The sequence below is a fragment of the Paenibacillus sp. PvR098 genome (genome assembly GCF_017833255.1).
In the GTDB taxonomy this organism is placed as follows: Bacteria; Bacillota; Bacilli; order Paenibacillales; family NBRC-103111; genus Paenibacillus_G.
Map to the genome: position 1 here is coordinate 4,145,802 of NZ_JAFIBU010000001.1, position 22,518 is coordinate 4,168,319.

General features: G+C 43.8%; 25 protein-coding genes and 4 pseudogenes. 26 read left to right on the forward strand and 3 right to left on the reverse strand.

Annotated elements, in window-relative coordinates; genetic code table 11:
- Nucleotides 1-64: 64 nt before the first annotated feature.
- The 7 genes and pseudogenes from JOE45_RS23695 to JOE45_RS20550 form a co-directional block, all read left to right on the forward strand.
- Nucleotides 65-178 (forward strand): annotated as a pseudogene (locus JOE45_RS23695) (NAD(P)H:quinone oxidoreductase, type IV); the annotation flags it as partial.
- A complete protein-coding gene (locus tag JOE45_RS20525) occupies nucleotides 153-332 on the forward strand; it encodes a hypothetical protein (protein ID WP_210022598.1) in 180 nt (59 codons plus the stop codon). The pseudogene JOE45_RS23695 and the gene JOE45_RS20525, both read left to right, overlap by 26 nt.
- 163 nt (nucleotides 333-495) lie before the next feature.
- Nucleotides 496-1,158 (forward strand): flavin reductase family protein, encoded by a 663-nt coding sequence (locus tag JOE45_RS20530; protein ID WP_245247098.1) that lies wholly within the window; start codon nucleotides 496-498, stop codon nucleotides 1,156-1,158.
- 132 nt (nucleotides 1,159-1,290) lie between these two features.
- The gene (gene wrbA / locus JOE45_RS20535; protein WP_210022597.1) at nucleotides 1,291-1,899 is read left to right on the forward strand and encodes an NAD(P)H:quinone oxidoreductase; all 609 of its coding nucleotides are present in this window, start codon (nucleotides 1,291-1,293) and stop codon (nucleotides 1,897-1,899) included.
- A 576-nt stretch (nucleotides 1,900-2,475) separates the two neighbouring features.
- Complete coding sequence (locus JOE45_RS20540) at nucleotides 2,476-3,186, forward strand: EAL domain-containing protein (RefSeq protein ID WP_461479728.1); 711 nt, start codon at nucleotides 2,476-2,478, stop codon at nucleotides 3,184-3,186.
- A gap of 435 nt (nucleotides 3,187-3,621) precedes the next feature.
- Nucleotides 3,622-3,930 (forward strand): annotated as a pseudogene (locus JOE45_RS20545) (ATP-binding cassette domain-containing protein); the annotation flags it as partial.
- A 327-nt stretch (nucleotides 3,931-4,257) separates the two neighbouring features.
- Nucleotides 4,258-5,775, forward strand: a complete 1,518-nt coding sequence (locus JOE45_RS20550; RefSeq protein ID WP_210022595.1) for a malate:quinone oxidoreductase — start codon at nucleotides 4,258-4,260, stop codon at nucleotides 5,773-5,775.
- 94 nt (nucleotides 5,776-5,869) lie between these two features.
- On the opposite strand, the pseudogene JOE45_RS20555 reads toward JOE45_RS20550, so the two are convergent.
- Nucleotides 5,870-6,818, reverse strand: a pseudogene (locus JOE45_RS20555) (IS110 family transposase).
- Nucleotides 6,819-8,080: 1,262 nt separating this feature from the next.
- Between JOE45_RS20555 and ahpC the strand changes: the two are divergent.
- The 13 genes and pseudogenes from ahpC (at nucleotide 8,081) to JOE45_RS20610 (ending at nucleotide 17,444) form a co-directional block, all read left to right on the forward strand.
- Nucleotides 8,081-8,644 (forward strand): alkyl hydroperoxide reductase subunit C, encoded by a 564-nt coding sequence (ahpC, locus tag JOE45_RS20560; RefSeq protein ID WP_210022593.1) that lies wholly within the window; start codon nucleotides 8,081-8,083, stop codon nucleotides 8,642-8,644.
- A gap of 13 nt (nucleotides 8,645-8,657) precedes the next feature.
- On the forward strand, nucleotides 8,658-10,187 hold the full coding sequence (gene ahpF, locus JOE45_RS20565) for an alkyl hydroperoxide reductase subunit F (RefSeq protein ID WP_210022592.1): 1,530 nt from the start codon (nucleotides 8,658-8,660) through the stop codon (nucleotides 10,185-10,187).
- Nucleotides 10,188-10,738: 551 nt separating this feature from the next.
- Entirely contained in the window at nucleotides 10,739-10,906 is a 168-nt protein-coding gene (locus JOE45_RS24285; protein WP_461479726.1) for a stalk domain-containing protein, read from the forward strand.
- 650 nt (nucleotides 10,907-11,556) lie between these two features.
- On the forward strand, nucleotides 11,557-11,865 hold the full coding sequence (locus tag JOE45_RS20575) for a hypothetical protein (protein WP_210022590.1): 309 nt from the start codon (nucleotides 11,557-11,559) through the stop codon (nucleotides 11,863-11,865).
- A 244-nt stretch (nucleotides 11,866-12,109) separates the two neighbouring features.
- On the forward strand, nucleotides 12,110-12,349 hold the full coding sequence (locus JOE45_RS20580; RefSeq protein ID WP_210022589.1) for a hypothetical protein: 240 nt from the start codon (nucleotides 12,110-12,112) through the stop codon (nucleotides 12,347-12,349).
- Nucleotides 12,350-12,775: 426 nt separating this feature from the next.
- On the forward strand, nucleotides 12,776-14,086 hold the full coding sequence (locus tag JOE45_RS20585; RefSeq protein ID WP_210022588.1) for a cell wall-binding repeat-containing protein: 1,311 nt from the start codon (nucleotides 12,776-12,778) through the stop codon (nucleotides 14,084-14,086).
- Nucleotides 14,087-14,248: 162 nt separating this feature from the next.
- Nucleotides 14,249-14,470, forward strand: a complete 222-nt coding sequence (locus JOE45_RS20590) for a hypothetical protein (protein ID WP_210022587.1) — start codon at nucleotides 14,249-14,251, stop codon at nucleotides 14,468-14,470.
- Between the two features lie 86 nt (nucleotides 14,471-14,556).
- Complete coding sequence (locus tag JOE45_RS20595) at nucleotides 14,557-14,754, forward strand: hypothetical protein (protein ID WP_210022586.1); 198 nt, start codon at nucleotides 14,557-14,559, stop codon at nucleotides 14,752-14,754.
- Nucleotides 14,755-14,844: 90 nt separating this feature from the next.
- Nucleotides 14,845-14,970, forward strand: a complete 126-nt coding sequence (locus JOE45_RS23915) for a hypothetical protein (RefSeq protein ID WP_280874723.1) — start codon at nucleotides 14,845-14,847, stop codon at nucleotides 14,968-14,970.
- 179 nt (nucleotides 14,971-15,149) lie between these two features.
- The gene (locus JOE45_RS20600; protein ID WP_210022585.1) at nucleotides 15,150-16,049 is read left to right on the forward strand and encodes an SDR family oxidoreductase; all 900 of its coding nucleotides are present in this window, start codon (nucleotides 15,150-15,152) and stop codon (nucleotides 16,047-16,049) included.
- Nucleotides 16,050-16,073: 24 nt separating this feature from the next.
- Nucleotides 16,074-16,253: pseudogene (locus JOE45_RS23705) on the forward strand (short chain dehydrogenase); the annotation flags it as partial.
- 205 nt (nucleotides 16,254-16,458) lie between these two features.
- On the forward strand, nucleotides 16,459-16,848 hold the full coding sequence (locus JOE45_RS24290) for a DL-endopeptidase inhibitor IseA family protein (protein ID WP_210023546.1): 390 nt from the start codon (nucleotides 16,459-16,461) through the stop codon (nucleotides 16,846-16,848).
- A 197-nt stretch (nucleotides 16,849-17,045) separates the two neighbouring features.
- Nucleotides 17,046-17,444, forward strand: a complete 399-nt coding sequence (locus JOE45_RS20610) for a rhodanese-like domain-containing protein (protein ID WP_210022584.1) — start codon at nucleotides 17,046-17,048, stop codon at nucleotides 17,442-17,444.
- A gap of 127 nt (nucleotides 17,445-17,571) precedes the next feature.
- On the opposite strand, the gene JOE45_RS23710 is transcribed toward JOE45_RS20610, so the two are convergent.
- On the reverse strand, nucleotides 17,572-17,724 hold the full coding sequence (locus tag JOE45_RS23710) for a hypothetical protein (protein ID WP_245247099.1): 153 nt from the start codon (nucleotides 17,722-17,724) through the stop codon (nucleotides 17,572-17,574).
- 69 nt (nucleotides 17,725-17,793) lie between these two features.
- Nucleotides 17,794-18,105 (reverse strand): NUDIX domain-containing protein, encoded by a 312-nt coding sequence (locus JOE45_RS23715; RefSeq protein ID WP_245247100.1) that lies wholly within the window; start codon nucleotides 18,103-18,105, stop codon nucleotides 17,794-17,796.
- Nucleotides 18,106-18,609: 504 nt separating this feature from the next.
- Between JOE45_RS23715 and JOE45_RS20620 the strand changes: the two genes are divergently transcribed.
- From JOE45_RS20620 to JOE45_RS20645, 6 genes are all read left to right on the forward strand, one after another.
- Complete coding sequence (locus JOE45_RS20620; RefSeq protein ID WP_210022583.1) at nucleotides 18,610-19,395, forward strand: sulfite exporter TauE/SafE family protein; 786 nt, start codon at nucleotides 18,610-18,612, stop codon at nucleotides 19,393-19,395.
- A gap of 15 nt (nucleotides 19,396-19,410) precedes the next feature.
- Nucleotides 19,411-19,722, forward strand: coding sequence for a rhodanese-like domain-containing protein (locus tag JOE45_RS20625; protein ID WP_210022582.1), 312 nt, complete (start codon nucleotides 19,411-19,413; stop codon nucleotides 19,720-19,722).
- 124 nt (nucleotides 19,723-19,846) lie between these two features.
- Entirely contained in the window at nucleotides 19,847-20,431 is a 585-nt protein-coding gene (locus JOE45_RS20630) for a sulfurtransferase TusA family protein (protein WP_210022581.1), read from the forward strand.
- Between the two features lie 28 nt (nucleotides 20,432-20,459).
- Entirely contained in the window at nucleotides 20,460-20,855 is a 396-nt protein-coding gene (locus JOE45_RS20635) for a DsrE/DsrF/DrsH-like family protein (RefSeq protein ID WP_210022580.1), read from the forward strand.
- An 18-nt stretch (nucleotides 20,856-20,873) separates the two neighbouring features.
- Nucleotides 20,874-22,022 (forward strand): MBL fold metallo-hydrolase, encoded by a 1,149-nt coding sequence (locus tag JOE45_RS20640; protein WP_210022579.1) that lies wholly within the window; start codon nucleotides 20,874-20,876, stop codon nucleotides 22,020-22,022.
- 13 nt (nucleotides 22,023-22,035) lie between these two features.
- The gene (locus JOE45_RS20645) at nucleotides 22,036-22,263 is read left to right on the forward strand and encodes a sulfurtransferase TusA family protein (protein ID WP_210022578.1); all 228 of its coding nucleotides are present in this window, start codon (nucleotides 22,036-22,038) and stop codon (nucleotides 22,261-22,263) included.
- Nucleotides 22,264-22,518 lie beyond the last annotated feature (255 nt).

Here is a 22,518-nt window from a genome sequence, read left to right on the forward strand (position 1 = left end):
AAAAAACATGACAAAAATTAATCTAGTCATTATCTATTAAAGTTCAACTGGGACCAATTATAAGCTGGCACACAAGGTAGCTGATGCAGCAAAAGAATTCGGAGCAGAAGTGCGATTGGTGAAAGTTCAGGAGTTAGCGCCGGAATCCGTTATTGCGTCCAATCCGGCCTGGAAAGCAATTCCTTGAGCGTGCCTCCATGGTGTTCGAGAAGAAAACGGGCGAAGCCGAAAAACTGAGAAAGGAGTACGAGAGCAAGCAAGAGCATCTAGAGAAGCTGGTAGGCCAACTCACCGTAGAGGTCGACTGGCTCAAAAAAAAAATCTGGTCTTAAATGAATCGGTGGAAACACGAAAAGCGATGGTAGAGCGTGATAATGCTGAAATTACTGTGAAGCGCCAGGCAGATCTGTTGAGTGTAAACTTTACCGCCCCGACAAGGAACATCGTGAAAACGAAGAAAATGTACAGATCATTCATCGAATCGATGAGATCTATATGAAGTACCCCTACTTCGGTTACCGTCGTATGACAAGATTTGTCCGTGACCAAGGCTTCATAGATCCGGCAGTGCAAAGTGACAGGGATAATTATAAGCTACTTATCGGCAGTGTCGTTCCGCGTCCGATTGCGTTCGTTACTACACTATCGCAGCAAGGGATACTGAATGGCGCACCATTCAGCTTCTTTTCAATCGTTTCCAGCAGTCCTCCACTTGTATCCGTATCGGTGCAACGCAAGAATGGCGAAATGAAGGATACAGCACGAAATGCTATTGCAACGGGCGAGCTTGTTGTTCACATCGTTGACGAGGCCAATGTTGAAGCCATTAATCAGACAGCGGCGACTTTGCCTCCTGACGAAAGTGAAGTGGTGCTTGCGGGGCTAACGCCGATCGATAGTGAAGCGGTTAAGGTCCCGGGGATTGCAGAATCAAAGTTCAGGATGGAATGTGTTCTCGAACATGCTTTTGAACTTGGAGGGACTGAAGGAACGCCGGGTTCTGACCTGTTGATCGCGCGTGTAGTCCGTTTTCGGATCTCGGAAGAGGTGCTTCAAAACGGGAAAATAGATGCGGCGAAGCTGGCGCCCGTCAGCCGTATGGCAGGCAATTTCTATTCGACCTTGGGCAGAATGTTTACGATTGAACGCCCGGGATAACCAGTACGAAATGCTTATGTTTGTTTGAGTGCCTGTATTGACGTTTAAACAATAGGGAAGTTTGGTGGTAGAGGAATGGGTTTTCTCCACAGAATTTTTGGTTAACAAAATCAAGAACAGGAGAGTGTGAGAATGGAAAAGGTAAAACTGGCTGTCATTTTTTACAGTATGACAGGAACGAATTACCGTTTAGCTCAGTGGGCGGCAGAGGGTGCCAGGGAACAGGGCGCAGAAGTGAAAGTTCTGAAAGTACCGGAACTTGCGTCCGAAGAGAGCATACTTGCGAACCCCGCATGGAAGGCGCATGTCGATGAGGTGAAGGATGTTCCAACGGTAACCTTAGACGATCTTGAATGGGCCGATGCGATCATTTTCAGCGTTCCGACTCGCTTCGGTAATATGCCAGGGCCAATGAAACAGTTCCTCGATACAACGGGAGGACTCTGGTTCCAAGGCAAGCTTGCTAATAAAGTCGTGAGTGCTATGACATCCGCTCAAAATGCCCATGGCGGTCAGGAGCAAACCATCCTTGGCCTCTATACAACCATGTACCACTGGGGCGCCATTGTTGTCGCTCCGGGTTATACGAATGCATCACTATTCGGAGCGGGCGGAAATCCTTACGGCACGAGTGTAACGGTACAGAATGGGGAGATGGTGGAAGACGTCCAGGCTGCGGTAAAGCATCAAGCTAAGCGTACGGTGACCGTTGCGGGATGGGTTAAGGCGGGCCAGTCTTAATAAAATGAATTACCCTAATACTCAGAATAGCGTTGAATGTGGATGTCTTCGGACTGCGCCCTAAGGAACCGGATGTATCCGGTTCCCTTTTTGTCTCCATTGAACTCCCATGAAAATTAAAAAGCTCGAAACCTTAAAAGGGGCAAATTAAAGTAGACCCAGGATAAACACTTTTTAAAAAAGGCGGAGCCTCCTGTTTGATTATTATGGAGTTGGGCGGTAGCTAGCTATTCTAAAAATAAAGAAGTGAGGCTGGTGCAACCAGTCAAAAAGGATTAATCTCTCAATTGCTACCCGTATTGGGTCGACAGTCTGTGATACACCGTGATCGTTGGAGTCAGACTAACGGTTGGGCTCTAAGGCACCATAGCTCATCGACCTTCCTCTCCCAGCCGTAGTAGCAGTATTGCCTGATCCCGCGTCCCATTTTCATCATCTGTGGTGCGGCGCTTGCGCTGCATGTATGGCTATACCAGCCAATAGGTGTCAAGGATGCGGACTCGCCTGTTTTTGATGCTGCTGCGCTGGTCCAAATGGCCGGAAGAGCGGGGAGATCCGCTCAGGATCCAAAGGGGCTTGGACGTATCGCCAAAGACACCGAGATACTCCGGAAAGACTTGGTCCAGCATCACAAAAGCAATAATTCATATGGCTCAAGAATTAGATATGAAAATTGTTGCTGAAGGGGTTGAAAACAAATCACAGCTCTCTTTTTTAAAGCAACACGATTGTGATCAAATTCAAGGTTATTTGTTCAGCCCTCCTGTATCAGCAGATGAATTCTTGAAGCTTTTATCGAAACAAAGGTTACGACCGAGTAACTCACAAAACGAGAGAGAAAATTTCTTGGAAAATCGACGTGAATATAACCGTATCAATCTGTACTTTCCATTGTCAGCAGAAATGACGTTAGTGAAAATTAAAGATAAAGATGTTGACCTGGGTATGTCAGAAATTTTACATGAAGACATTGGTCTTGGTGGCTTATGTTTTTTATCGAACATAAAATTACCTGTTAATCCCGAGATAATCCTAGAGATCCAAACTGAACTCCTAAGTCAGACTGTAAGAGTTTGCGGTAACATCGTTTGGAAGAAAGAAATAGACGAAGAAATTTTTCAGTATGGGCTGCGGTATAAAGTGAATGAAAAGGAACGAGACGAATTAGCTCAAATATTAAATGAGTTATCAATTCAGCTGCGAAAAACTCCTCTTGTGCCAAACTGCCGCTTTATAAAGATGGATAGGATCAGCTATATAAAAAGCATTAAAGAAAAATTAACATGAAATATGAGCAACCAGTTCTTGTTGTTTAAAAAACGGAATTTTATTCGACTACGGGTACTATAGTTCAATAAAAAAGCGGCCTCATGCATGTAACACTGGCAAAAACATAAAAAAAATCGTTGGTAACCTCGATTATCCAGGATTTATTTGTTGAAATTAAAAAATGGGTATGGTAAAATAGTTTGAATTTAATGATCGGGGTTAAAAAGGATAATGTAATTTTTCTTGCTAACTATAAAATAATAAAACATTTCAAAGCGAAAGTATCCGCTTGTTTTATTGCTTTATATGCAAGAAAGTTACTAAATCTTTTCACTCAAACAAAATATCCTTATCCAAACTCCGAAGTTGGGTTGGATTTGCTGTGTTTATTTGAGCTACAAGAAAGTAACTTTCTTGTAGCTTTTATATTTTTCATACAGGAGGATAAATTTAATGTCATTAATAAATGTTTCAAACTTAAGGTTTGCCTATGATGGCAGTTACGATAACATATTTGAAAACGTAAATTTCCAAATCGATACCGATTGGAAATTGGGATTTACGGGAAGAAACGGTAGAGGTAAGACAACATTTCTTAACTTGTTGCTTGGAAAAGCGGAAATATTTCGGCTTATGTCCGCTTTGAATATTTCCCTTTCCAAGTCGAAAACAAGGAAAATAATACCCTTGATGTCATCAACGACATTTTGCCAGACCATTCACTGGCAGTTGATGCATGAGCTTACATTGCTTAAGGTTTCATGAATGCAAGAAAACTGGTCACACGAAACGGGCAGCATAGTTGAATAAAGGATATCTTACGGGTTACACGAATAATGTAAAGGAATATTTATTCCAAGGGTGATATTATGTGGAAGCATCCTTCTGTTGGTCAGGTGAAAAACTAAAAAAAAAGGTACAAGAACATGTACAAATTATTTTAATCTATAAATAATAGTGATACACTATGATAGGGTTATAATTGATCCAGAAAAGATGTGTGATTAGGTCGCGCCCTGGCTTGCTGTGGCGCCTAAGTAGGATCGCCTACATCCTTTCTGCAAATCTTAGGGTATAAGGACGGTAAAAATGAGCAACAGACAAACTAAAACAGACGTTATCTTAATTGGTGCCGGAATCATGAGTGCTACTTTGGGGTCATTGCTGAAAGAATTAGTACCGGACTGGAAAATTACTGTGTTTGAGAGGCGCGCAAACGCAGGAGAGGAAAGCTCTAATGAATGGAATAATGCGGGAACGGGGCATTCTTCACTGTGCGAGCTTAACTACACCGTCGAGCAACCGGACGGTTCCATAGATATTAGCAAAGCTATAAAAGTTAATGAAGAGTATCAGGTTTCAAAGCAGTTTTGGTCTTATCTTGTAAAAAGCAATCTGATACGTAATCCTCGGGACTTTATCGTACCAGTGCCTCATGTGAGTTTTGTACAAGGGGAACAAGATGTAACGTTTTTAAAAAAACGTTTTGAAGCGCTGTCTAACAATCCCCTGTTTCAAGGGATGGAATTTTCTGATGACCCGGGAAAACTGATGGAATGGATTCCGCTTATGATGAAAGACCGGACATTAAATAAACCTATAGCGGCAACAAGAATCGAATCTGGAACTGATGTCAACTTTGGCGCTTTAACGCGCATATTGTTTGACCACTTAAAGAATAAAGACGTCGATATAAAATTCAAACATAATGTTGATGATATTAAACGTACTAGCGACGGCTCGTGGGAATTGAAAGTGCGGAATGTCGATAGCGATACCGTCGAACGCCATACTGCAAAATTCGTTTTTATCGGCGGCGGGGGAGGAAGCCTGCATTTGCTGCAAAAATCCGGTATTCCTGAAGGGAAAGGTATTGGAGGATTTCCGGTAAGCGGACTATTTATGGTGTGTCAGAAACCGGATATTGTAGCGCAGCATCGTGCAAAAGTATACGGCAAAGCTGCGATTGGTGCTCCTCCAATGTCTGTTCCGCATCTTGACACAAGATTTATCGACAAGAAAGAATCGTTGTTCTTTGGACCGTTTGCCGGCTTCTCACCAAAGTTTTTAAAATTCGGTTCAATGTTTGATTTGTTAACTTCCGTTAAACCGCATAATCTCGTAACTATGATGGCGGCAGGTGTAAAGAACGTTCCATTGACAACATACCTGATCAAGGAAGTTATGTTATCGAAAGAAAAGCGCATGGAAGCTTTACGGGAATTTGTCCCCAACGCCAATAGCGACGATTGGGATTTACTGGTGGCAGGCCAGCGTGTGCAAATTATCAAAGATACTGCTGCCGGCAAAGGAACGCTTCAATTTGGTACGGAAGTTATTAATGCCGCTGATGGCTCGATAGCTGCATTGCTTGGCGCTTCTCCGGGTGCTTCTACCGCCGTTTCCGTCATGCTTGAGATAATAAATAAATGTTTTCCGCAACATAAAAAAGCATGGGAGCCGAAAATTAAAGAAATGATTCCTTCTTATGGCGTGTCACTGTTGAAAAACCCAGAGCTTATCAATGAAAATCATACTTCAACAGCGCGGACGCTTGGTCTAAGCGAAAACTTGCCGTTACAGATAGCACGCCGAACCGTATCATAAATAACGAAGTTTTGATTTGAGAACCATTCTTTGTCTTAATGAGCTGAGTTGTTTTCTGTTTAGTTTTCAATTAATAGTAAGGGAAATATTTCATTTACCGATCCGTTACAGCCGTTAAGCTATACCAGCCAATAGGTGTCAAGAATTGAGTGATTAACATCGCTTTGATCAGCAGGTATACTAGAAAAAGGGCTTTATGGCCTTTTCCCTCGGTCTTTTTCTTATCGTAAAATGCTTTGAGCTTCTTGTTTACTGAAAGCCTGAGGCCGCAGCGAACGGCTAGGAACAGAGCAAGCCGCAATACCTTCAGCCAAAGCATCTATTTGAGCTTCCAGGTTGGATAGGTGCTCCTGGTACTGAAGAAGCGACTGGACAAGGATCTCCAAACTGACAAAGTGGCTGGTCATCGTGGCTTCTTTAAACGGATTACGCTCGGCCGCCGCGATCAGATTCTCCGCTCGCTCTTCAGCCCAACGTTCCGAGCAGGCACGAGGAGTAAGCTCCTTAATCGTTTGAATAAGCTCTGTTTTGCTTGTCCGCAGCACCTTCCCGGATGTTGAGAACCGAAGCAGAAGACGGAGCGAAACCTTGGAGTACGTATCGCCAAAGACACCGAGATACTCCGGAAAGACTTGGTCCAGCACCGCTTGAAACTGCAGCTTCGTCTGTACATGCATATCTGACATCGACTCGTGAAGTAGAACAGTTCTCCGAGCATAGGCGTCTGCCGCATCGGTCTTTACGTTTCGCAGATTTTGTTTCCGTGCCATTTTGGAGAGCAGGGGATTGATAACCAGATACACATAACCTAGTTCCTCGAATAATGGAATAAGCGGCGCCTGGTAATGACCGGTTGCTTCCAAAACGATAGTTGGCGGTTTACCGGCTTGGCTCTCCAGATCTTTCATATAGTCCCGGAAACGTCCCAGACCCTCATTTGTATGCTCAAAACGAAATACTTTCCCGCAAGGCCTGCCTTTATCCAGAAAAGCTTGGGCCATGCTTTCTCCTTTGGAAACATCCAGACCGATGACTGGATTCATGCATCTCATCCTTTTCTCCGTATTAGCCGGCAACCCCTAACCTCGCAGACTCACAGCATCGCGTGTTATTCGGATCCAAGTCCCAACCAGCCTAAACATGATCTCTACAAGTAGGGGGCGGACAGTATAGCTCACGGGATCGGTGTCCTAGGGAAACGAACGTCCTGCCCGGCTACCCGTAATCTTACAACCTAATAAAAATGAGGTCGATCAGAAAGATCTGGTGACCTTATAATACGAACGGGAAACGATAGTTCAATGAAATAGTGACAGTCTAAGTACTTTATTTTACCGTCCTCGGCCGTCGCTGTTTCTAACTTGTGGCTCAATTTAATACTTATTTTCCGGAGTCTGGCGGTTGTTTCCAACAGTAAAAGAAAGGAAATTGTTAGCCTCCTAATTGTTAGAGGCGTTCCTGAAACTGTCGCAGTACACTTTATGACAATCGTCATTCCAACCAGTGCCAAATGGACGTTACAGAACACCCCCATACGGGATGGTTTTTGTCACCGTTTGGAACGTAGTTTGCCAGAGGTTTTTAATGAAGATTTGTCATAGACCAACACATAGAAAAGCCACAAAGACTTATGAATTGCACCCCTTAGAATAGACATTGGAAAACTGGGTTTAGCCGATGAAATTCTAGGGGTGCATTTTTTGTGGCAATTAAAGGTCAGACATTCAAATCGTATACGCAAGAATTGAAGAGAGAGGCAGTCTGTCTGCTTGTGGAGGAAGGATGGCCATACCGTAGAATCACAGAACATTTGGGGATTCATAACAGGGGGCGTGATGGAAAATGGGCACTGTATTGAAATACTTTAATTTATAGTTGGAAATAATATTTGGAAGACGTAACCCAATTGAAGGCGCGGGGCGTTGAGGTAACGGGTAGGATAGCGCGAATTTAAATGTAACCTTTCCCACTTTTTACGTTCCATTTAAATATGTCATTTTATAAAGGGGGCAAAAACAGAGGTTGACCTTTGAGGTTGTTACTTACCGTGAGTGGGGGAAGCAATTCCGTTGACGTTCATATTAAGAGTTTGCGGTATAAACGATGTTCCGAAGAATCTAGGAACGGTGCGAGGATTTGGTTATCGTATTTCTAACTTAACCCATCATCTTCATAAAGGTTTCATTTTGTCTTCATGTTTCCTTCATGATTAAAGTGGCTGTTAGTGATATGATGTATATATAACTAAATAAGAATTATTCTAAACAACACTATAATTTAACCACATTTAGGAGGAAAATTTATTATGTCTCTCATCGGAACTGAAGTAAAACCGTTTAAAGCTCAAGCGTATCAGAATGGCAAGTTTATCGAAGTAACTGAAGCCGATATGAAAGGAAAGTGGAGTGTAGTTTGCTTCTACCCTGCAGACTTTACATTCGTTTGCCCAACCGAGCTGGAAGATCTTCAAAACGAATACGAAAACCTGAAGGCACTCGGAGTTGAAGTGTATTCCGTTTCAACCGATACCCACTTCACTCATAAGGCATGGCATGATACCTCTGAAACGATTGGCAAAATCACTTACATTATGATCGGAGATCCTTCCCATACGATTTCCCGTAACTTTGACGTGCTGATCGAGTCCGCTGGTCTTGCTGACCGTGGTACTTTCATCATCGATCCGGATGGTGTGATCCAAACCGTTGAAATTAACGCTGGCGGTATCGGCCGCGATGCGAGCACTTTGGTCAACAAGGTAAAGGCAGCACAATATGTTCGTAACAATCCAGGTGAAGTTTGCCCGGCTAAATGGCAGGAAGGTGCTCAAACACTTAAGCCAAGCCTTGATCTCGTAGGAAAGATCTAAGGAGTTGGACAAAATGGTACTGGAAGCAGATATTAAGGCCCAATTAAACCAATACCTTCAACTAATGGAAGGCGATGTGCTAATTAAAGTTAGCGCAGAGTCCGATGCGGTATCTAAGGACATGCTGGCTTTGGTGGATGAACTATCCAGCATGTCTTCTAGAATCACGGTAGAAAAAGCGCAATTACCGAGAACTCCGAGCTTTAGTGTAAATCGTGTGGGCGAAGATACCGGGGTAACTTTTGCCGGTATTCCTCTAGGACACGAGTTTACTTCATTAGTTCTAGCTCTGCTGCAGGTTAGCGGAAGAGCTCCAAAGGTTGAACAGAACGTCATTGATCAGATTAAAGGCATTAGCGGCGAATATCATTTTGAATCTTATATCAGCCTGAGCTGCCACAATTGTCCCGATGTTGTTCAGGCACTGAACCTGATGAGCGTCCTCAATCCAGGCATTACGCATACCATGATTGACGGCGCAGCGTTTAAAGAAGAGGTAGAAAGCAAAAACATCATGGCTGTGCCAACGGTTTACTTAAATGGGGAATCCTTCGGTAGTGGTCGTATGACGCTTGAAGAAATTCTCGCCAAGATGGGTAATGCACCGGATGCTTCAGCTTTTGCTGACAAGGACCCATATGATGTGCTTGTTGTTGGAGGCGGCCCAGCCGGTGCAAGTGCAGCGATTTATGCAGCGCGTAAAGGCATTCGCACAGGTATTGTGGCTGAACGCTTTGGTGGCCAGGTCATGGACACCGTGGGTATTGAGAACTTCATTAGTGTTAAATACACCGAAGGTCCTAAGCTCGCAGCGAGTCTTGAAGAGCATGCGAAAGAGTACGGCATTGATGTAATGAATTTACAGCGTGCCAAGCGTTTAGAGAAAAAGGACTTCATTGAAGTCGAACTCGAAAACGGTGCTGTTCTAAAGAGCAAGACCGTAATCCTTTCAACAGGTGCTCGTTGGCGCAATGTTGGTGTGCCCGGCGAAGCAGAGTTCAAGAACAAAGGTGTAGCATACTGCCCTCATTGTGACGGTCCTTTGTTTACTGGGAAACACGTAGCGGTTATTGGCGGCGGTAATTCCGGTATTGAGGCGGCAATAGATCTCGCAGGGATTGTAAGCCATGTAACTGTTCTTGAGTTTATGCCAGAGCTGAAAGCTGATTCTGTATTACAAAAGCGCCTTTATAGTCTGCCTAATGTAACTGTTCTGAAGAACGTTCAAAGCAAAGAAATTACCGGTACTGATAAGGTTAACGGTATATCCTACATTGAACGCGATACGGGAGAAGTTCGGCATATTGAATTGCAGGGCGTGTTTGTTCAAATCGGTCTTGTACCAAATACCGATTGGTTAGGCGATACGGTCGAACGCAATCGCATGGGAGAGATCGTTGTAAATAGTCATGGCGCTACGAACGTACCTGGAGTATTTGCTGCAGGTGACTGCACAAACAGTCCATATAAGCAGATTATTATCTCGATGGGATCGGGTGCTACTGCAGCCTTAGGTGCATTCGATCATCTAATCCGAAATTAAAGAATGAGCATTAACCGAAACGTCCCTCCAAGGGGCGTTTTTCTTTTGTTAATGGCTACTGATGAAACTGTTCTAGTCCCTCGCGGGTATGAATGATCGTAAAACTCTTTCCTCTTACATATGGTTTTCCTTTGTCAAAAAAGGTTTGCTCCTGACTTTCCCCTTTTAGCCCACGGGATCACGGTCCTACGGCAGTGAGGTTCTACCCCCGCTACCGCTGTTAAAAGAAAATAAAGTGCTTAGTCCCAGTTAATTGGGTTATTTGAAGTACTACATAACTGCACGCGTATCTTTGACCTAATGGGCATGGGAGTTCAACGAATAAGTGTATAATGTGTATGAATCATATTAGTAAGGGGAAAGTCATGAGGTAAATATTCAATCAGAACCTTGTGCAGGATCTCAAAATAGTCAATAATAAATACTATAATGAAATTGAACGATAGGATGGTAGTGTATAGTGAATCTTCTTAGTTAAGTCATCATAACGCTAGGGCTGACAATTCCTTTGGTAGCCGGAAGTCAACCAGCAATGGCATCTGAACCTATAAGTGTCAGGAATAAACGGACAAGCTCTTTATTTTGACCAAGCTCTGATTCTTCAGCAAGGAAGTGTGCTAGTCCCCATGCGAGCCATCTTTGAAGCTTTTGGATCCCATGTGGAATGGAACGCTCAAACCCAAACGGTAATTGCAAAGAAGAAATCGTTAACGGTGTAAAGAAGAGAATTTAGGGGTACCAGCAAAAATAATAAACGGATATACTATGGTTCCGTTACGCTTTGGTATATCCCGGAGGTTGGAAGGCACCTCAGCTGAAATCGGTATGGTCGCCGGATGAAAGCAAAAATTTTGATGCTTTTAAAAATGAGCTTGGGTTTAAGGATGGACGTAAGTTCGGCGTACCGGGGCAGCAATCCTCCTGGAAAACCTGAACCAACTATCTCTCACTCTTTTAAAATTCCTGTTGTACCAGCCCAACTGTATAACGAATGGAAGAAAAGTGACAGCATTTTATAGTGAAGGAGAAGGATCTATCTATTTAGGAATAGGAAATAAAAAAAAGTAAGCTCGCTCTCCCTAACGAATATGATAGAAATGGAATATAAGCATGAAAGAGATAAGCTTGAATGAAAAATCTTTCCGATAACGGAACCGAGAGCTAAATAATTAACTAGTGGAGGTGGCCGGTGATCGGCCGCCTTTTTCACTAACGGAGAACAATAGCTCAGTTCTCAACAAGACAAGGCTGCCGAGCGAGCTTTTTACGCTTTCGAGGTTTACTTCAATAACATCACGAAGAAGCAGCCAATCGAAGCCGGTTGCTTATGTTGAACTAAAGATAAACTGACGATAATGGAGGCATCTCAATGAGTAAACGCTATCGAATTACAAGAGCTTTTCAGGAAAATGACAATTCGGCGCAAACAATATCTTTGGAAGAGTGCAAACGGTATTTTACGTCCAAACCTGATTTTTCCTATACATCAGTATTTACGGTGACAGGCTCTACCAGCATGTCATTTGAGGGAGATTTTTTCCTGTGGAGCTACGGCGATACAAAGATCCCATTCCGGCATTATCAGGGAGATATTTATGTATCTGGCACCAATGAAGCAGTGATTCCCAAGATGATTGAAGTTGCGGGCGAATTGGGGGCAGATGTGCTGGAAGGGTAATTTTTTCAATACTAAGCATAGTTAACAACCTTAATCATGTTTCGACCATAGGCGAATAAATCTCGGTGTTTAGCACATCTCCCATTATTTGGCCATGAATAAAATGGATTTATACAGGGCATTTTTACAGAGACCCATTTTTTTAAGGGGAGGATCCGTCACGGGAAGAGAAAAGCAGCTAAGCTGATATTGACAAATTCCTAATGGAAATTCGATTCCATACACGGAGGAGATGAAGAAAAGGATGAGCCATCCTAAAGACGACTATGGGGTATTGGGTAATGAAATCGAAGTGGATTCGGATGTGAACGAGGATCGTAATCGAGAGGAGCAGTTGGACAACTCCTTGGAGGCATGGTATGGGAATATCGAGGATCAGGTAAAGCAAAAGCTGGATCTCACGAACGTTCCGCAAGACAATGTGTTCGAATCGGCCGTCGGCCTAGACGAGGTTCCTTCCAAGGTCCAGCAGATTTCGCAGTAAAAAAACAAGCCCTCGGGTCCGCTACCAGCGCAGACTGTCGAGGGCTTTACTGTCAATAACGACATTTCAGTTGTATTTTTTCAAAAATTTCATGCGTAGCTATAGGTAACAATAAATCAGCCTGCCGGTGAACCGGCAGGCTGATTTATTATGTTAGCGAACTTCTAAAAACACAAGGTTAAATTGATATTTCTTGCTTATTGAATCTTCAGGTTTCACCACTCTTGTAGGATCGGTAATTATTCTATGATGATCTCATCTACACAAGATCTTCAAAAGCGATGGCTATACTTAGAGTAACCCCTAAGGAACTGACTCTAGCAACGGAAAATAACGATGTTTTTGTTTCATCCGATGATGGAGTGATTAGGCAGCAAATCATAAATAAAGGACAAGAAATGAATAGTTAAATGGAGGAATGAGACAATGAAAAAGATATTCAAGGTGGGAATTATTTCTGTAGCTGCAGCTTTAGCATTAACAGGTTGTTTTAATAATACAGATTCATCCGAACAACATGAGGGACATAACATGGGGAACTCAGGTCAGCAGACGGGTGCCGCACCAACCACGGCGACAAGTTCGCCCTGGATAGGATCGAAAAATACAACGCGAATCAATACAAGTGATCCTGCGGAGGCTGCCGCTGTGGTTTCTCAAACGCTCTGGATGGCAACTAGCGATATGAATCGGCCAGGTGGTGTTGTATTAGCGAACCCGGACGACTGGCAAACCACACTTGCCAGCGCGAATTTGATTCACCACCCCAATAACGGGCCCGTATTATTCGTAAACAAAGATGGAATTCCCGATGTCACGTTGAACGAGTTAAAAAGGCTCAAGCCTACAGGTGTTGAAATGAACAATGGGATTCAAGTCATTTTGGTCGGCGAGCTGGATCAAAAAGTAGAGGATCAAGTAAAAGAGCTCGGATTAAAGACAGATAAGATTGCAGGCGGAAGTCCGGCTGCGGTGGCCAAATCCATCGATGCTTATTATACGAATGTGACCAAAGAAACGCCTGCTTCAGTCATTGTAGGTTCGATGGAGAATCAGGAATTTACGATACCTGCGGTGAACTGGATAGCTCACATGCCGGAGCCGCTGCTTTACGTAAATAAAGATGAAGTTCCTCAAGAAACCGTAGATGCCCTGAAGACACGGAACGGTAAAGCAAACATTTATATTCTTGGCCCTGAGTCGGCGGTCTCGGCTAACGTACAAAACCAATTGGGACAATACGGTAAGGTCGTTCGGATTGCCGGTAATGATCCATATGAAAATGCGGTTGCCTTTGCGAAATACAAAGATCCGGAAACTGATTTTGGGTGGGGAATTACTGCATCAGGACACAATTTTTCCTTTGTGAGTAAGGATACGCCTGCTGTAGCCCTTGCGGCTGCACCTTTCTCGCATCTTGGAAAGCATGCGCCTTTGCTGTTGACGGATAAGGATAAAATGCCGGAAAGCGTGCATTCTTATGTCATGTCGATGCAACCGAAGTATAAGAAGTCACCGACAGAAGGTCCTTATAACCATGCTTGGCTCACAGGTAGTGTAGACTCTTTAAGTGCCGCGGCACAAGGAGAAATCGATTCGATGCTTGAGATCGTATCTGAATCAGGTGAAGGCCATGGCGGACACGTCGGTGGCAGTACTAACAATGAATCGGAGCAAAATACAGGCGGTGGTGGAAACGGACACGATATGTCCAATATGCCGGGAATGGAGCATTGATGAATAGTGTTTATCTATTTATAAAGAAAAGTAGAAAACTGATTAACATGATGAGGGCTGCCTGGATGGGCAGCTTTTTTATTTTACCTGTGGAGGCCGTCTTCATTTTCGGGGAATATCGTACCAGGAACGGACGTAGTCTGAGGCTGTGGCCCACACGGAATGCTGAGCCGAACGGCCCGGTTGATGATTCCGTTTTACCGGCAAATTGCGGGCAATCGCAGCTACGCGCTGCGCTGGTCGCAGGCGGTTCGCACCGGGAACATTCAAGCGATGGAACGATTGTTTCGGCGTGTGGTACTGGCCGCGGACACGACCAGCTTGTCCACCAACGGGATTGGCTATTTCGTGGATGTGCCGTTCCCCAAGCCGGTCTTCCAATAACAAACGGAACGTCCATCCGGCCCGGAACGACACAATTTTATTTCAATACATCGTTGCACCAAGTGATCTCAAGAGGGATTATGCCCTTGTATCGCAAGCTGGCAGCAGATGTTTCGTTTGCATCATTTATCCTGCAGGCCGTTCGATCGGGAAAACGTCGCGCGCTAAACAAACTCATCCGCCGCTGCGTTGTGACGCCATATCTCGCAACCGTCCGGCTGGAAATCAAACGGGTTCAGCCTCGGCTTTCGGTTTCCGGGGAGCCGGTTCACGGTGCACAATAAATTTTTCCGTTCCGCTAACATGTAAATTGGCGTAGAGCTACCTAACGATGCGGAGATCCGTACAGAACCGATTAGTATTGGGAGAACGACATGAGAACGCTGAGGCGTTCTCTTATTTTATTGAACTATCGGGAAACGTTAGGATCCGGCAGTCTGATCATGAATTTGGTAGATACTAACATCGTCATTCAGACGTTCTTGGTTTCTCGCATCTGAGAACGAATCGACGTAGACGATCCGTTGGTTATACTTGGAGCTCAAGTCGTTCGGCGATTTTCTTTACGTTTCAAAAGCTCTCCCCCGTGAGGAGTGAATTCATACAAGCTCCGCTCATGAACCGATCCACGCCGTTCGGAATACAATAGACTTATCTGGATTAGTGTCAGGAGGTCAATATGATACCCGGTTATCCTTATTACGGAAAACAAACGAAATGCACTGAGGAGCCGATTACGTTCCCGCCCCAGCATCAGTCGGTGCAGCCCGGTCTGGAGTACGAAATGGTGCCCCGTCCGATTTTTGAAAACCCGTCCTACATCGGCAGCGGCAAACTGCAAAACAAGGTTGCCATCGTTACCGGCGGCGACAGCGGCATCGGCCGCGCGGTTGCCATCGCCTTCGCCAAGGAGGGAGCCGATATCGCTATCCCGTATTTATACGAGCACCGGGACGCGAACGAGACGAAACAGCGCATCGAGCAGCTCGGCAGAGCATGCTTGCTTATTCCCGGCGACCTGAGGTCGGAATCGATTTGCCGGGAGGCGGTCGATCAGACACTCCGCATCTTCGGCAAGATCGATATCCTGATCTTGAACCAGGCCGTTCAGTTTCCACAGGAAAGCGTGTCCGACATTTCCGCCGAACAGCTGCACAACACGTACAGCACGAATATTTACCCGATGTTCTACATGACCAAAGCCGCGCTTCCCCATCTTAAGCCGGGAAGCGCGATCGTCAGCACGGCCTCGATCACCGCATATAGGGGCGCGCCCACTCTGATCGACTACTCATCTACAAAAGGGGCTATCGTCTCGTTCACGCGTTCACTTGCCCTGTCCTTGGTGCAACGGGGAATCCGGGTCAACGCCGTCGCCCCGGGACCGATCTGGACGCCGCTGATCGTCTCCAGCTACTCGGCGGATGAAGTATCCCGCTTCGGCCTGGATACACCGATGAAACGCGCGGGCCAACCGTTCGAGCTGGCTCCGGCTTTTGTGTTTCTAGCAGCGGATGATTCCAGCTATGTGACCGGGGAGGTGGTCCATGTTAACGGCGGAGCTATGGTAACGTCGTAGCATTACGTAATGGAGCGGATATCTATTGAAATGCCTCGCGGCATACGTATAAACAATGTAAGCCCTAATGTCTTAGTAGAATCAATGAAAAAGTATGGTCCGTATTTTCCTGGCTTCGAGCCAGTCCCTGCCAGCAGGGTAGCGCAAGCTTTCCTAAAAAGCGTCGAAGGCGCTCAAACAGAGCAAACTTATACGGTTTATTGAGAGCGCACCATCATGGTGCAACATCGTTAGTCTCCCAATTGCCTATACTTTATTTCTTTGTTTTGCCCACGTACGGGCTGCGCCTTTTTTTCATACCTTGTAAATGGAGGTGTAGAAAATGCGCAAAAGCGAGCTTAAAGACTTCCTTAACAAAGAAGAGCAAGTCTGGTATGAGGTTTGCTATGCAAACCGTAAGGGATCATAAATAAACTTAAATGGAATCGATTTTCAAATTGTAAATGATGAACGGTTCGATACTCCCGAAAAAGTGAAGCTTTATTTTAAAAGATATTGGAGCGATAATTTTGCAAAAACGATGATGTGTAATTTAGGGGTGATTTCAATCAATGGGGAGACGGCGACGATTTTGGGTGATCCTCCAGCTCTTCCTTCCTTTGTAGAATTTCTTTCTATATTGAAATCCTCCAGCGATACGATAAAGGTTCGCGCGGTACTTTCCGGAGAAGTTGAACGAGATAGAGTTATTCATTATGTCCTTCGCAAATCAGATCCCAAAGGGAACTTTCGGATTTTTTCGAGGTCCTGTAGAAAAGGGGATAGCCGTTACGAATACTGTAAATGCTGCTTAGATTGATCAATATTTTGCGGAATGTACACAAAGCGGTAACCTTAGCGTGTTTTTAGGCTAAGGTTTTTTTGATGAATCCAAACTATGTATGGTATGGAATCTTAGGGTTGCAATCATTTTCCATGCCAGGTAATATACTTATAGGGGTATATTGTATTGCGTCGACATTGAAATTGTAATTCTTAAAAAGGGAGGGTACAAAGATGATAAAGAAAAACTTGGGAATCATTGTGATTGTTGTTATAGCGCTGGGGTTTTTAGGATATAAGCTTTTGCCAACACCGGGAATTGAACAAATTACTAACCACGAGTTGGAAGAACGCATGACGAAAGCCAACCTTGATGATGTCGTATTTATAGATGTTCGTGAGGAGCATGAATTTAAGTCTGGATATATTGAAGGTATGAATAATAAGCCGCTCAGTACATTAAATGAAACTTACAGTACGCTTCCCAAAGATAAAGAAATCGTCATCATATGCCGCAGTGGAAGTCGAAGTATGCAAGCTGCTGAATTGTTAAAAGAGAATGGCTATGAGAAACTCATTAATGTTAAAGGCGGTATGCTGAATTGGCATGGATCCGTTGTGAGTTTGCCATAATAATGTAGAGGTTTGAAAAGTAGACCGCTCAAACAGGAGAAGCTAAGGAATGCCGGCCGGCTTTCTTGTTTGAGCGGTTTTAACATTTGAATGAATGGAGCTTCAAACACGGGTAGATCTGTCATCGTCATTTATCAGCATATTGTACTAATTCTTCAGCCGCTAGCTCTAAAACCAAGGTTTCTCGTTCAATAGAAAAACCCATAGATGGATCTTGGTTGGATATGACTTCTTTGTTATGACTAATCGCTTCTTGAACGTCAATCCAAACAGCTGACATGCCATTGGCTAACTCATAATCTTCAAGGCTGGCTGTTTTAAAATGATCGTCAATTGTGCAAACATAATATTAAGATAACATGTGGATTAAATCATATTCCGGCTTATAATGCGGTCTATATTCATCAATGTAGCCAAATTCACGAATAACCTCAATATTTTGGGCGCCGGTTTCCTCGGATAATTCTCTTTTTAACCCGATGATCAAGTTTTCGTTGTCTTCGATACCGCCGCCTGGAAAACTATAATCGTTATATCTCTTCGTGTATAATAAAAGGATTTTTGAATCCTTCAGAATGATACCTCTAGCAGCCCGTCTTTCAAAGGTTCTGCCTTCGAGCTGGTTTAATTTCTTATGGACTAAAGTAGCTATTAACCTCAAGCGCCTACCCCTTTCTTATTTTTATTTGAATTTTATTTACGATGTAATTTTATCAGGAGGCCAGCTGCTATTCAAATGCGGCAGGGTATATTCACATTACTTTTGGGGAAATTAAAGATACATTTAAAAGCATGGAGTGAATCATATGGAAACAAAAGATGGGAGCTCGGGAATTTGGATTGCCGTAGTTAGTTGGGTGGTGCTTATAGCCTTCATCATTGGTATCACTATTCTGTTTATTCGTACGTAATTTTTAGAATATTTCGATCACTTGCTTCCCGATGGCTGCAGCCAGTCGGGAAATTTTGTTACGTTAATATGGGTTTCCATACGGTTGCATGGGAACAGTCGAATAAAGAAGTATTGACATAAGGGTATAAACACACTATCATAATACATATAGGGGTATATGTATAAAGGGAGGATGGATCATATGAAGATCCTTATGTAACTGACGAATAAAACAGTTGAAATACAAAGTACTTACCGGGAAAGGGGTGACTTATGGAATTGGATTTCGGTTTGATCATTACCCTTTTTGCTATAGGCTTCATAGGCTCCTTTATTTCGGGAATGGTCGGTATTGGAGGAGCCATCATCAAATATCCGATGCTGCTTTATATTCCGCCGGCCTTTGGATTGATCGCATATACAGCACAAGAGGTTTCAGCCATTAGTGCGGTGCAGGTCTTTTTCGCCACATTGGCAGGAATCTTCGCTTACCGTAAAGGCAATTTCATTAATAAAAGATTAGTCCTTTATATGGGGGTACCCATTGTTATCGGAAGCTTCATCGGTGGATATGGATCCAAGTTTCTTCCTGATTCGGCAATCAACCTAACATACGCTATTATGGCCTTGGCCGCGGCAATCATGATGTTTCTTCCGAAAAAAGGAGTGGAGAGCGAAGATCATTCGCAGCTTCGATTTCATGTTCCCATCGCTTCTATATCGGCTGTGGTCGTAGGTACTCTATCGGGTATTGTCGGCGCAGCAGGCGCATTTATCACCGTTCCTATTATGCTGGTTGTTTTGAAGATTCCTACTAGGGTGGCTATAGCTTCTTCCTTGGCAATTACATTCATTTCGTCTATTGGGTCAACGGTAGGGAAAGTCATGGGAGGACATATGCTTCTCATACCGTCCATCGTTATGGTAGTGGCTAGTATCTTAGCGTCACCAATTGGATCCAAAGTTGGGCAAAAAATGAACGTTAAGGTTCTTCAATGGATACTTGCCGGCTTAATTACGGCAACCGTTATTAAGATTTGGATCGATATTTTAACATAAAGAGGAGTGCTGAACATGGCAGGTAAATATTCAAAAGAGATGATGCCTCAAGAAGTAAAGCAAAGGTTAGAACAAGGAGAGTCACTCAACATCCTGGATGTCCGGGAAAGCAATGAGTGGGAGTCCGGGCATATCCGCGGCGCGAAGCATATTCCATTGGGCTTTCTTGGCCAAAGGCACAGTGAACTAGATCCTCACCAAGAAACCATCGTTGTTTGCCGCAGCGGAAATCGAAGCGGATTGGCCTGCGAAATGTTGGAGTCTTTAGGTTATAAGGTTATAAATATGCCAGGCGGTATGTCGGAGTGGAATGGGGATGTCGAATAAGCTAGCAGTTGACAGAACAAAAAAATTTAGATATATTATACCTATAGGGGTATTGGTATAATAACAAACTGAATCAACCGGACATAAATCGCTAGATAATAAAACAAAATGGGAGGTTATGATTATGTCGACACCATCAGTAATTCAAGCGGATCTAAAACTGGATTGCAAAGGGCTGGCTTGTCCGATGCCGATAGTCAAAACGAAAAAAGCTATCGACCAATTGAATTCCGGTCAAGTAATTGAGGTTCAGGCTACAGATAAAGGTTCATTAGCTGATATTCAAGGATGGGCCAAGAATACAGGCCATCAATATTTAGGAACCATTCACGAAGGAGAAGTGTTGAAGCATTACCTTCGTAAAGCCAATCCGAATGAAATCAAGGAAGAATTCAAATTTCCACATACCTTGACTTCCGAGGAATTGCAGAAAAAGCTGGAAGCGGGTGAAAAACCAACGGTGTTAGATGTACGCGAACCAGCGGAATATGCTTTTAATCGTATTCCTGGAGCCATCTCCATACCGTTGGGTGATTTGGAAAACCGTCTGAGTGAGCTCAATCCTGATCAAGAAATACATGTCGTTTGCCGAACAGGAACCCGAAGCGATATGGCATGCCAGCTGCTCAATGATAAGGGCTTTAAAAATGTAAAAAATGTAATGCCTGGGATGTCCGGTTGGACCGGTCCGACGGAGAAAAATCAGTAAATCAAAAAAAAACGGAGGTCAATCACTTATGTCAACTAAAGTAGCAATCATTGCAAGCAACGGCGGATTATTCGATGCTTATAAGGTATTCAACATTGCAACGGCATCGGCCGCTACCGATTCTGAGGTCGCCATCTTCTTCACATTTGAAGGACTCAATCTAATTCATAAACAGGGGTATCAGCAATTGCCTCTGCCCGCGGGTAAAGAACATTTTGTGGAGGGGTTTAAAAACGCTAACGTGCCTTCAATTCCCGAACTTGTTCATATGGCACAAGAATTGGGTGTCAAAATCATTGCCTGCCAAATGACCATGGATGTGATGAATCTGAAGAAAGAAGATTTTATTGAAGGCATCGAAGTCGGCGGAGCTGTAACCTTCTTGGATTTTGCGAAGGATGCCAACGTGACTTTGACATTCTAACTAGAGGGGGTTTGGAATATGACTACGACAGCCAATTTGCAGGGAATGAATGCGAAAGATCTTACGCGATTTGTCCTCGATAAGAAAGAACTATTCATTCTGGATGTTCGCAACGAAAGTGATTTTAACGACTGGAAAATTGAAGGGGAAAGCATTGAAATCATCAATATCCCGTATTTCGATTTGCTGGAGGGAGTAGATTCCGCTCTCGACAAGATCCCGGCGGATAAGCAGGTGCTGGTTGTTTGCGCCAAAGAGGGTTCCTCCATATTCGTAGCTGAACAGCTAATAGGAGCCGGCCGGAGCCAAGTATATTATCTTGAGGGCGGTATGAAATCCTGGAGTGAATATCTGGAGCCCGTAAAAATCGGTGATTTAAAGGACGGCGGTTCGATCTATCAGTTCGTTCGCATCGGCAAGGGCTGTCTCTCTTATATGGTGGTTTCCAATGGTGAGGCCGCTATTGTGGATACGCTTAGAATGACCGACGTGTTTGAAAGTTTCGCGAAAGAAAACGGGCTGACGATTAAACACACGATGGATACACATCTGCACGCAGACCATATCTCCGGGGGAAGAAGTTTAGCTGAGAAAGTTGGAGCAACCTACTGGCTGCCTCCAAAAGATGCTGCAGATGTCGTCTTCCCATATGAAAAACTAGAGGACGCTAAAGAAATCACGGTTGGGAACACCCACATTAAAATCCAACCTGTGTATTCACCGGGGCATACGATTGGGAGTACATCGCTCATCGTTGATGATCAGTATTTGCTCACAGGAGACATTTTATTTATCGAATCCATCGGTCGTCCAGACTTGGCAGGGCAAGCAGAAGATTGGGTAGGAGATTTACGTCACACCTTGTACAACCGATATAAAGAGCTTTCCAACGATTTAATCGTACTTCCTGCTCACTTTGGCAAAATATCTGAGCTTGGTGAAGGCGGTAAGGTATCCGCTCGTTTGGGAGACTTGTATCAAAAGAACCCAGGGTTAAACATACAGGATGAAGCAGAATTTCGACGTACGGTAACGAGTAATTTGCCGCAGCATCCTAACTCGTATCAGGAAATTCGTCAAACCAATATGGGCAAAATCCAACCAACAAATGAAGAGCAGCGTGAAATGGAAGTTGGTCCAAACCGCTGTGCGATTCACGATAAATAAGGAGGAATTGAGAATGCAAACGAATATTGTTGTCGATACCAAAGGAATGGCTTGTCCGATGCCCATTGTGAAGGCGAAAAAAGCGATGGATGGTTTGAAAGCTGGACAAATTATGGAGGTTCTTTCTACGGATAAAGGCTCAGTGAACGATTTTCAGGCCTGGGTCAAACAAACCAAAAATGAACTGATTAAACACGAGGAAGATAACGGCGTTTATAAGTTTTTCGTCAGAAAACTGTAAAATCTAGAAATAAAAAAATAAGCGAGCACATCCAGATGTGTTCGCTTATTTCAAATCGATATTCATGATTTTAACCTCAAGCACACTATACGTTTCTTCTTTATAGTGGCCTTGCGGACAAACTTTGACATAGCCTATGGGATCGCTCTTACTTGATAACGTTTCATTACATTGGGGACATGTGTTTGCAAAAATTTTTTTGAAAAAAGCTTTCATACAAATCACCTATTTCATATAGAGTTACTTGGTTTTATT

Bases quoted from the DNA above. Each gene is read 5' to 3' on its own strand.
- JOE45_RS20530 (WP_245247098.1), top strand. From the start codon at position 496: ATGAAGTACCCCTACTTCGGTTACCGTCGTATGACAAGATTTGTCCGT.
- wrbA (WP_210022597.1), top strand. From the start codon at position 1,291: ATGGAAAAGGTAAAACTGGCTGTCATTTTTTACAGTATGACAGGAACG.
- JOE45_RS20550 (WP_210022595.1), top strand. From the start codon at position 4,258: ATGAGCAACAGACAAACTAAAACAGACGTTATCTTAATTGGTGCCGGA.
- ahpC (WP_210022593.1), top strand. From the start codon at position 8,081: ATGTCTCTCATCGGAACTGAAGTAAAACCGTTTAAAGCTCAAGCGTAT.
- ahpF (WP_210022592.1), top strand. From the start codon at position 8,658: ATGGTACTGGAAGCAGATATTAAGGCCCAATTAAACCAATACCTTCAA.
- JOE45_RS20575 (WP_210022590.1), top strand. From the start codon at position 11,557: ATGAGTAAACGCTATCGAATTACAAGAGCTTTTCAGGAAAATGACAAT.
- JOE45_RS20580 (WP_210022589.1), top strand. From the start codon at position 12,110: ATGAGCCATCCTAAAGACGACTATGGGGTATTGGGTAATGAAATCGAA.
- JOE45_RS20585 (WP_210022588.1), top strand. From the start codon at position 12,776: ATGAAAAAGATATTCAAGGTGGGAATTATTTCTGTAGCTGCAGCTTTA.
- JOE45_RS20590 (WP_210022587.1), top strand. From the start codon at position 14,249: ATGCTGAGCCGAACGGCCCGGTTGATGATTCCGTTTTACCGGCAAATT.
- JOE45_RS23915 (WP_280874723.1), top strand. From the start codon at position 14,845: ATGAGAACGCTGAGGCGTTCTCTTATTTTATTGAACTATCGGGAAACG.
- JOE45_RS20600 (WP_210022585.1), top strand. From the start codon at position 15,150: ATGATACCCGGTTATCCTTATTACGGAAAACAAACGAAATGCACTGAG.
- JOE45_RS20610 (WP_210022584.1), top strand. From the start codon at position 17,046: ATGATAAAGAAAAACTTGGGAATCATTGTGATTGTTGTTATAGCGCTG.
- JOE45_RS23710 (WP_245247099.1), bottom strand. From the start codon at position 17,724: ATGTCAGCTGTTTGGATTGACGTTCAAGAAGCGATTAGTCATAACAAA.
- JOE45_RS20620 (WP_210022583.1), top strand. From the start codon at position 18,610: ATGGAATTGGATTTCGGTTTGATCATTACCCTTTTTGCTATAGGCTTC.
- JOE45_RS20625 (WP_210022582.1), top strand. From the start codon at position 19,411: ATGGCAGGTAAATATTCAAAAGAGATGATGCCTCAAGAAGTAAAGCAA.
- JOE45_RS20630 (WP_210022581.1), top strand. From the start codon at position 19,847: ATGTCGACACCATCAGTAATTCAAGCGGATCTAAAACTGGATTGCAAA.
- JOE45_RS20635 (WP_210022580.1), top strand. From the start codon at position 20,460: ATGTCAACTAAAGTAGCAATCATTGCAAGCAACGGCGGATTATTCGAT.
- JOE45_RS20640 (WP_210022579.1), top strand. From the start codon at position 20,874: ATGACTACGACAGCCAATTTGCAGGGAATGAATGCGAAAGATCTTACG.
- JOE45_RS20645 (WP_210022578.1), top strand. From the start codon at position 22,036: ATGCAAACGAATATTGTTGTCGATACCAAAGGAATGGCTTGTCCGATG.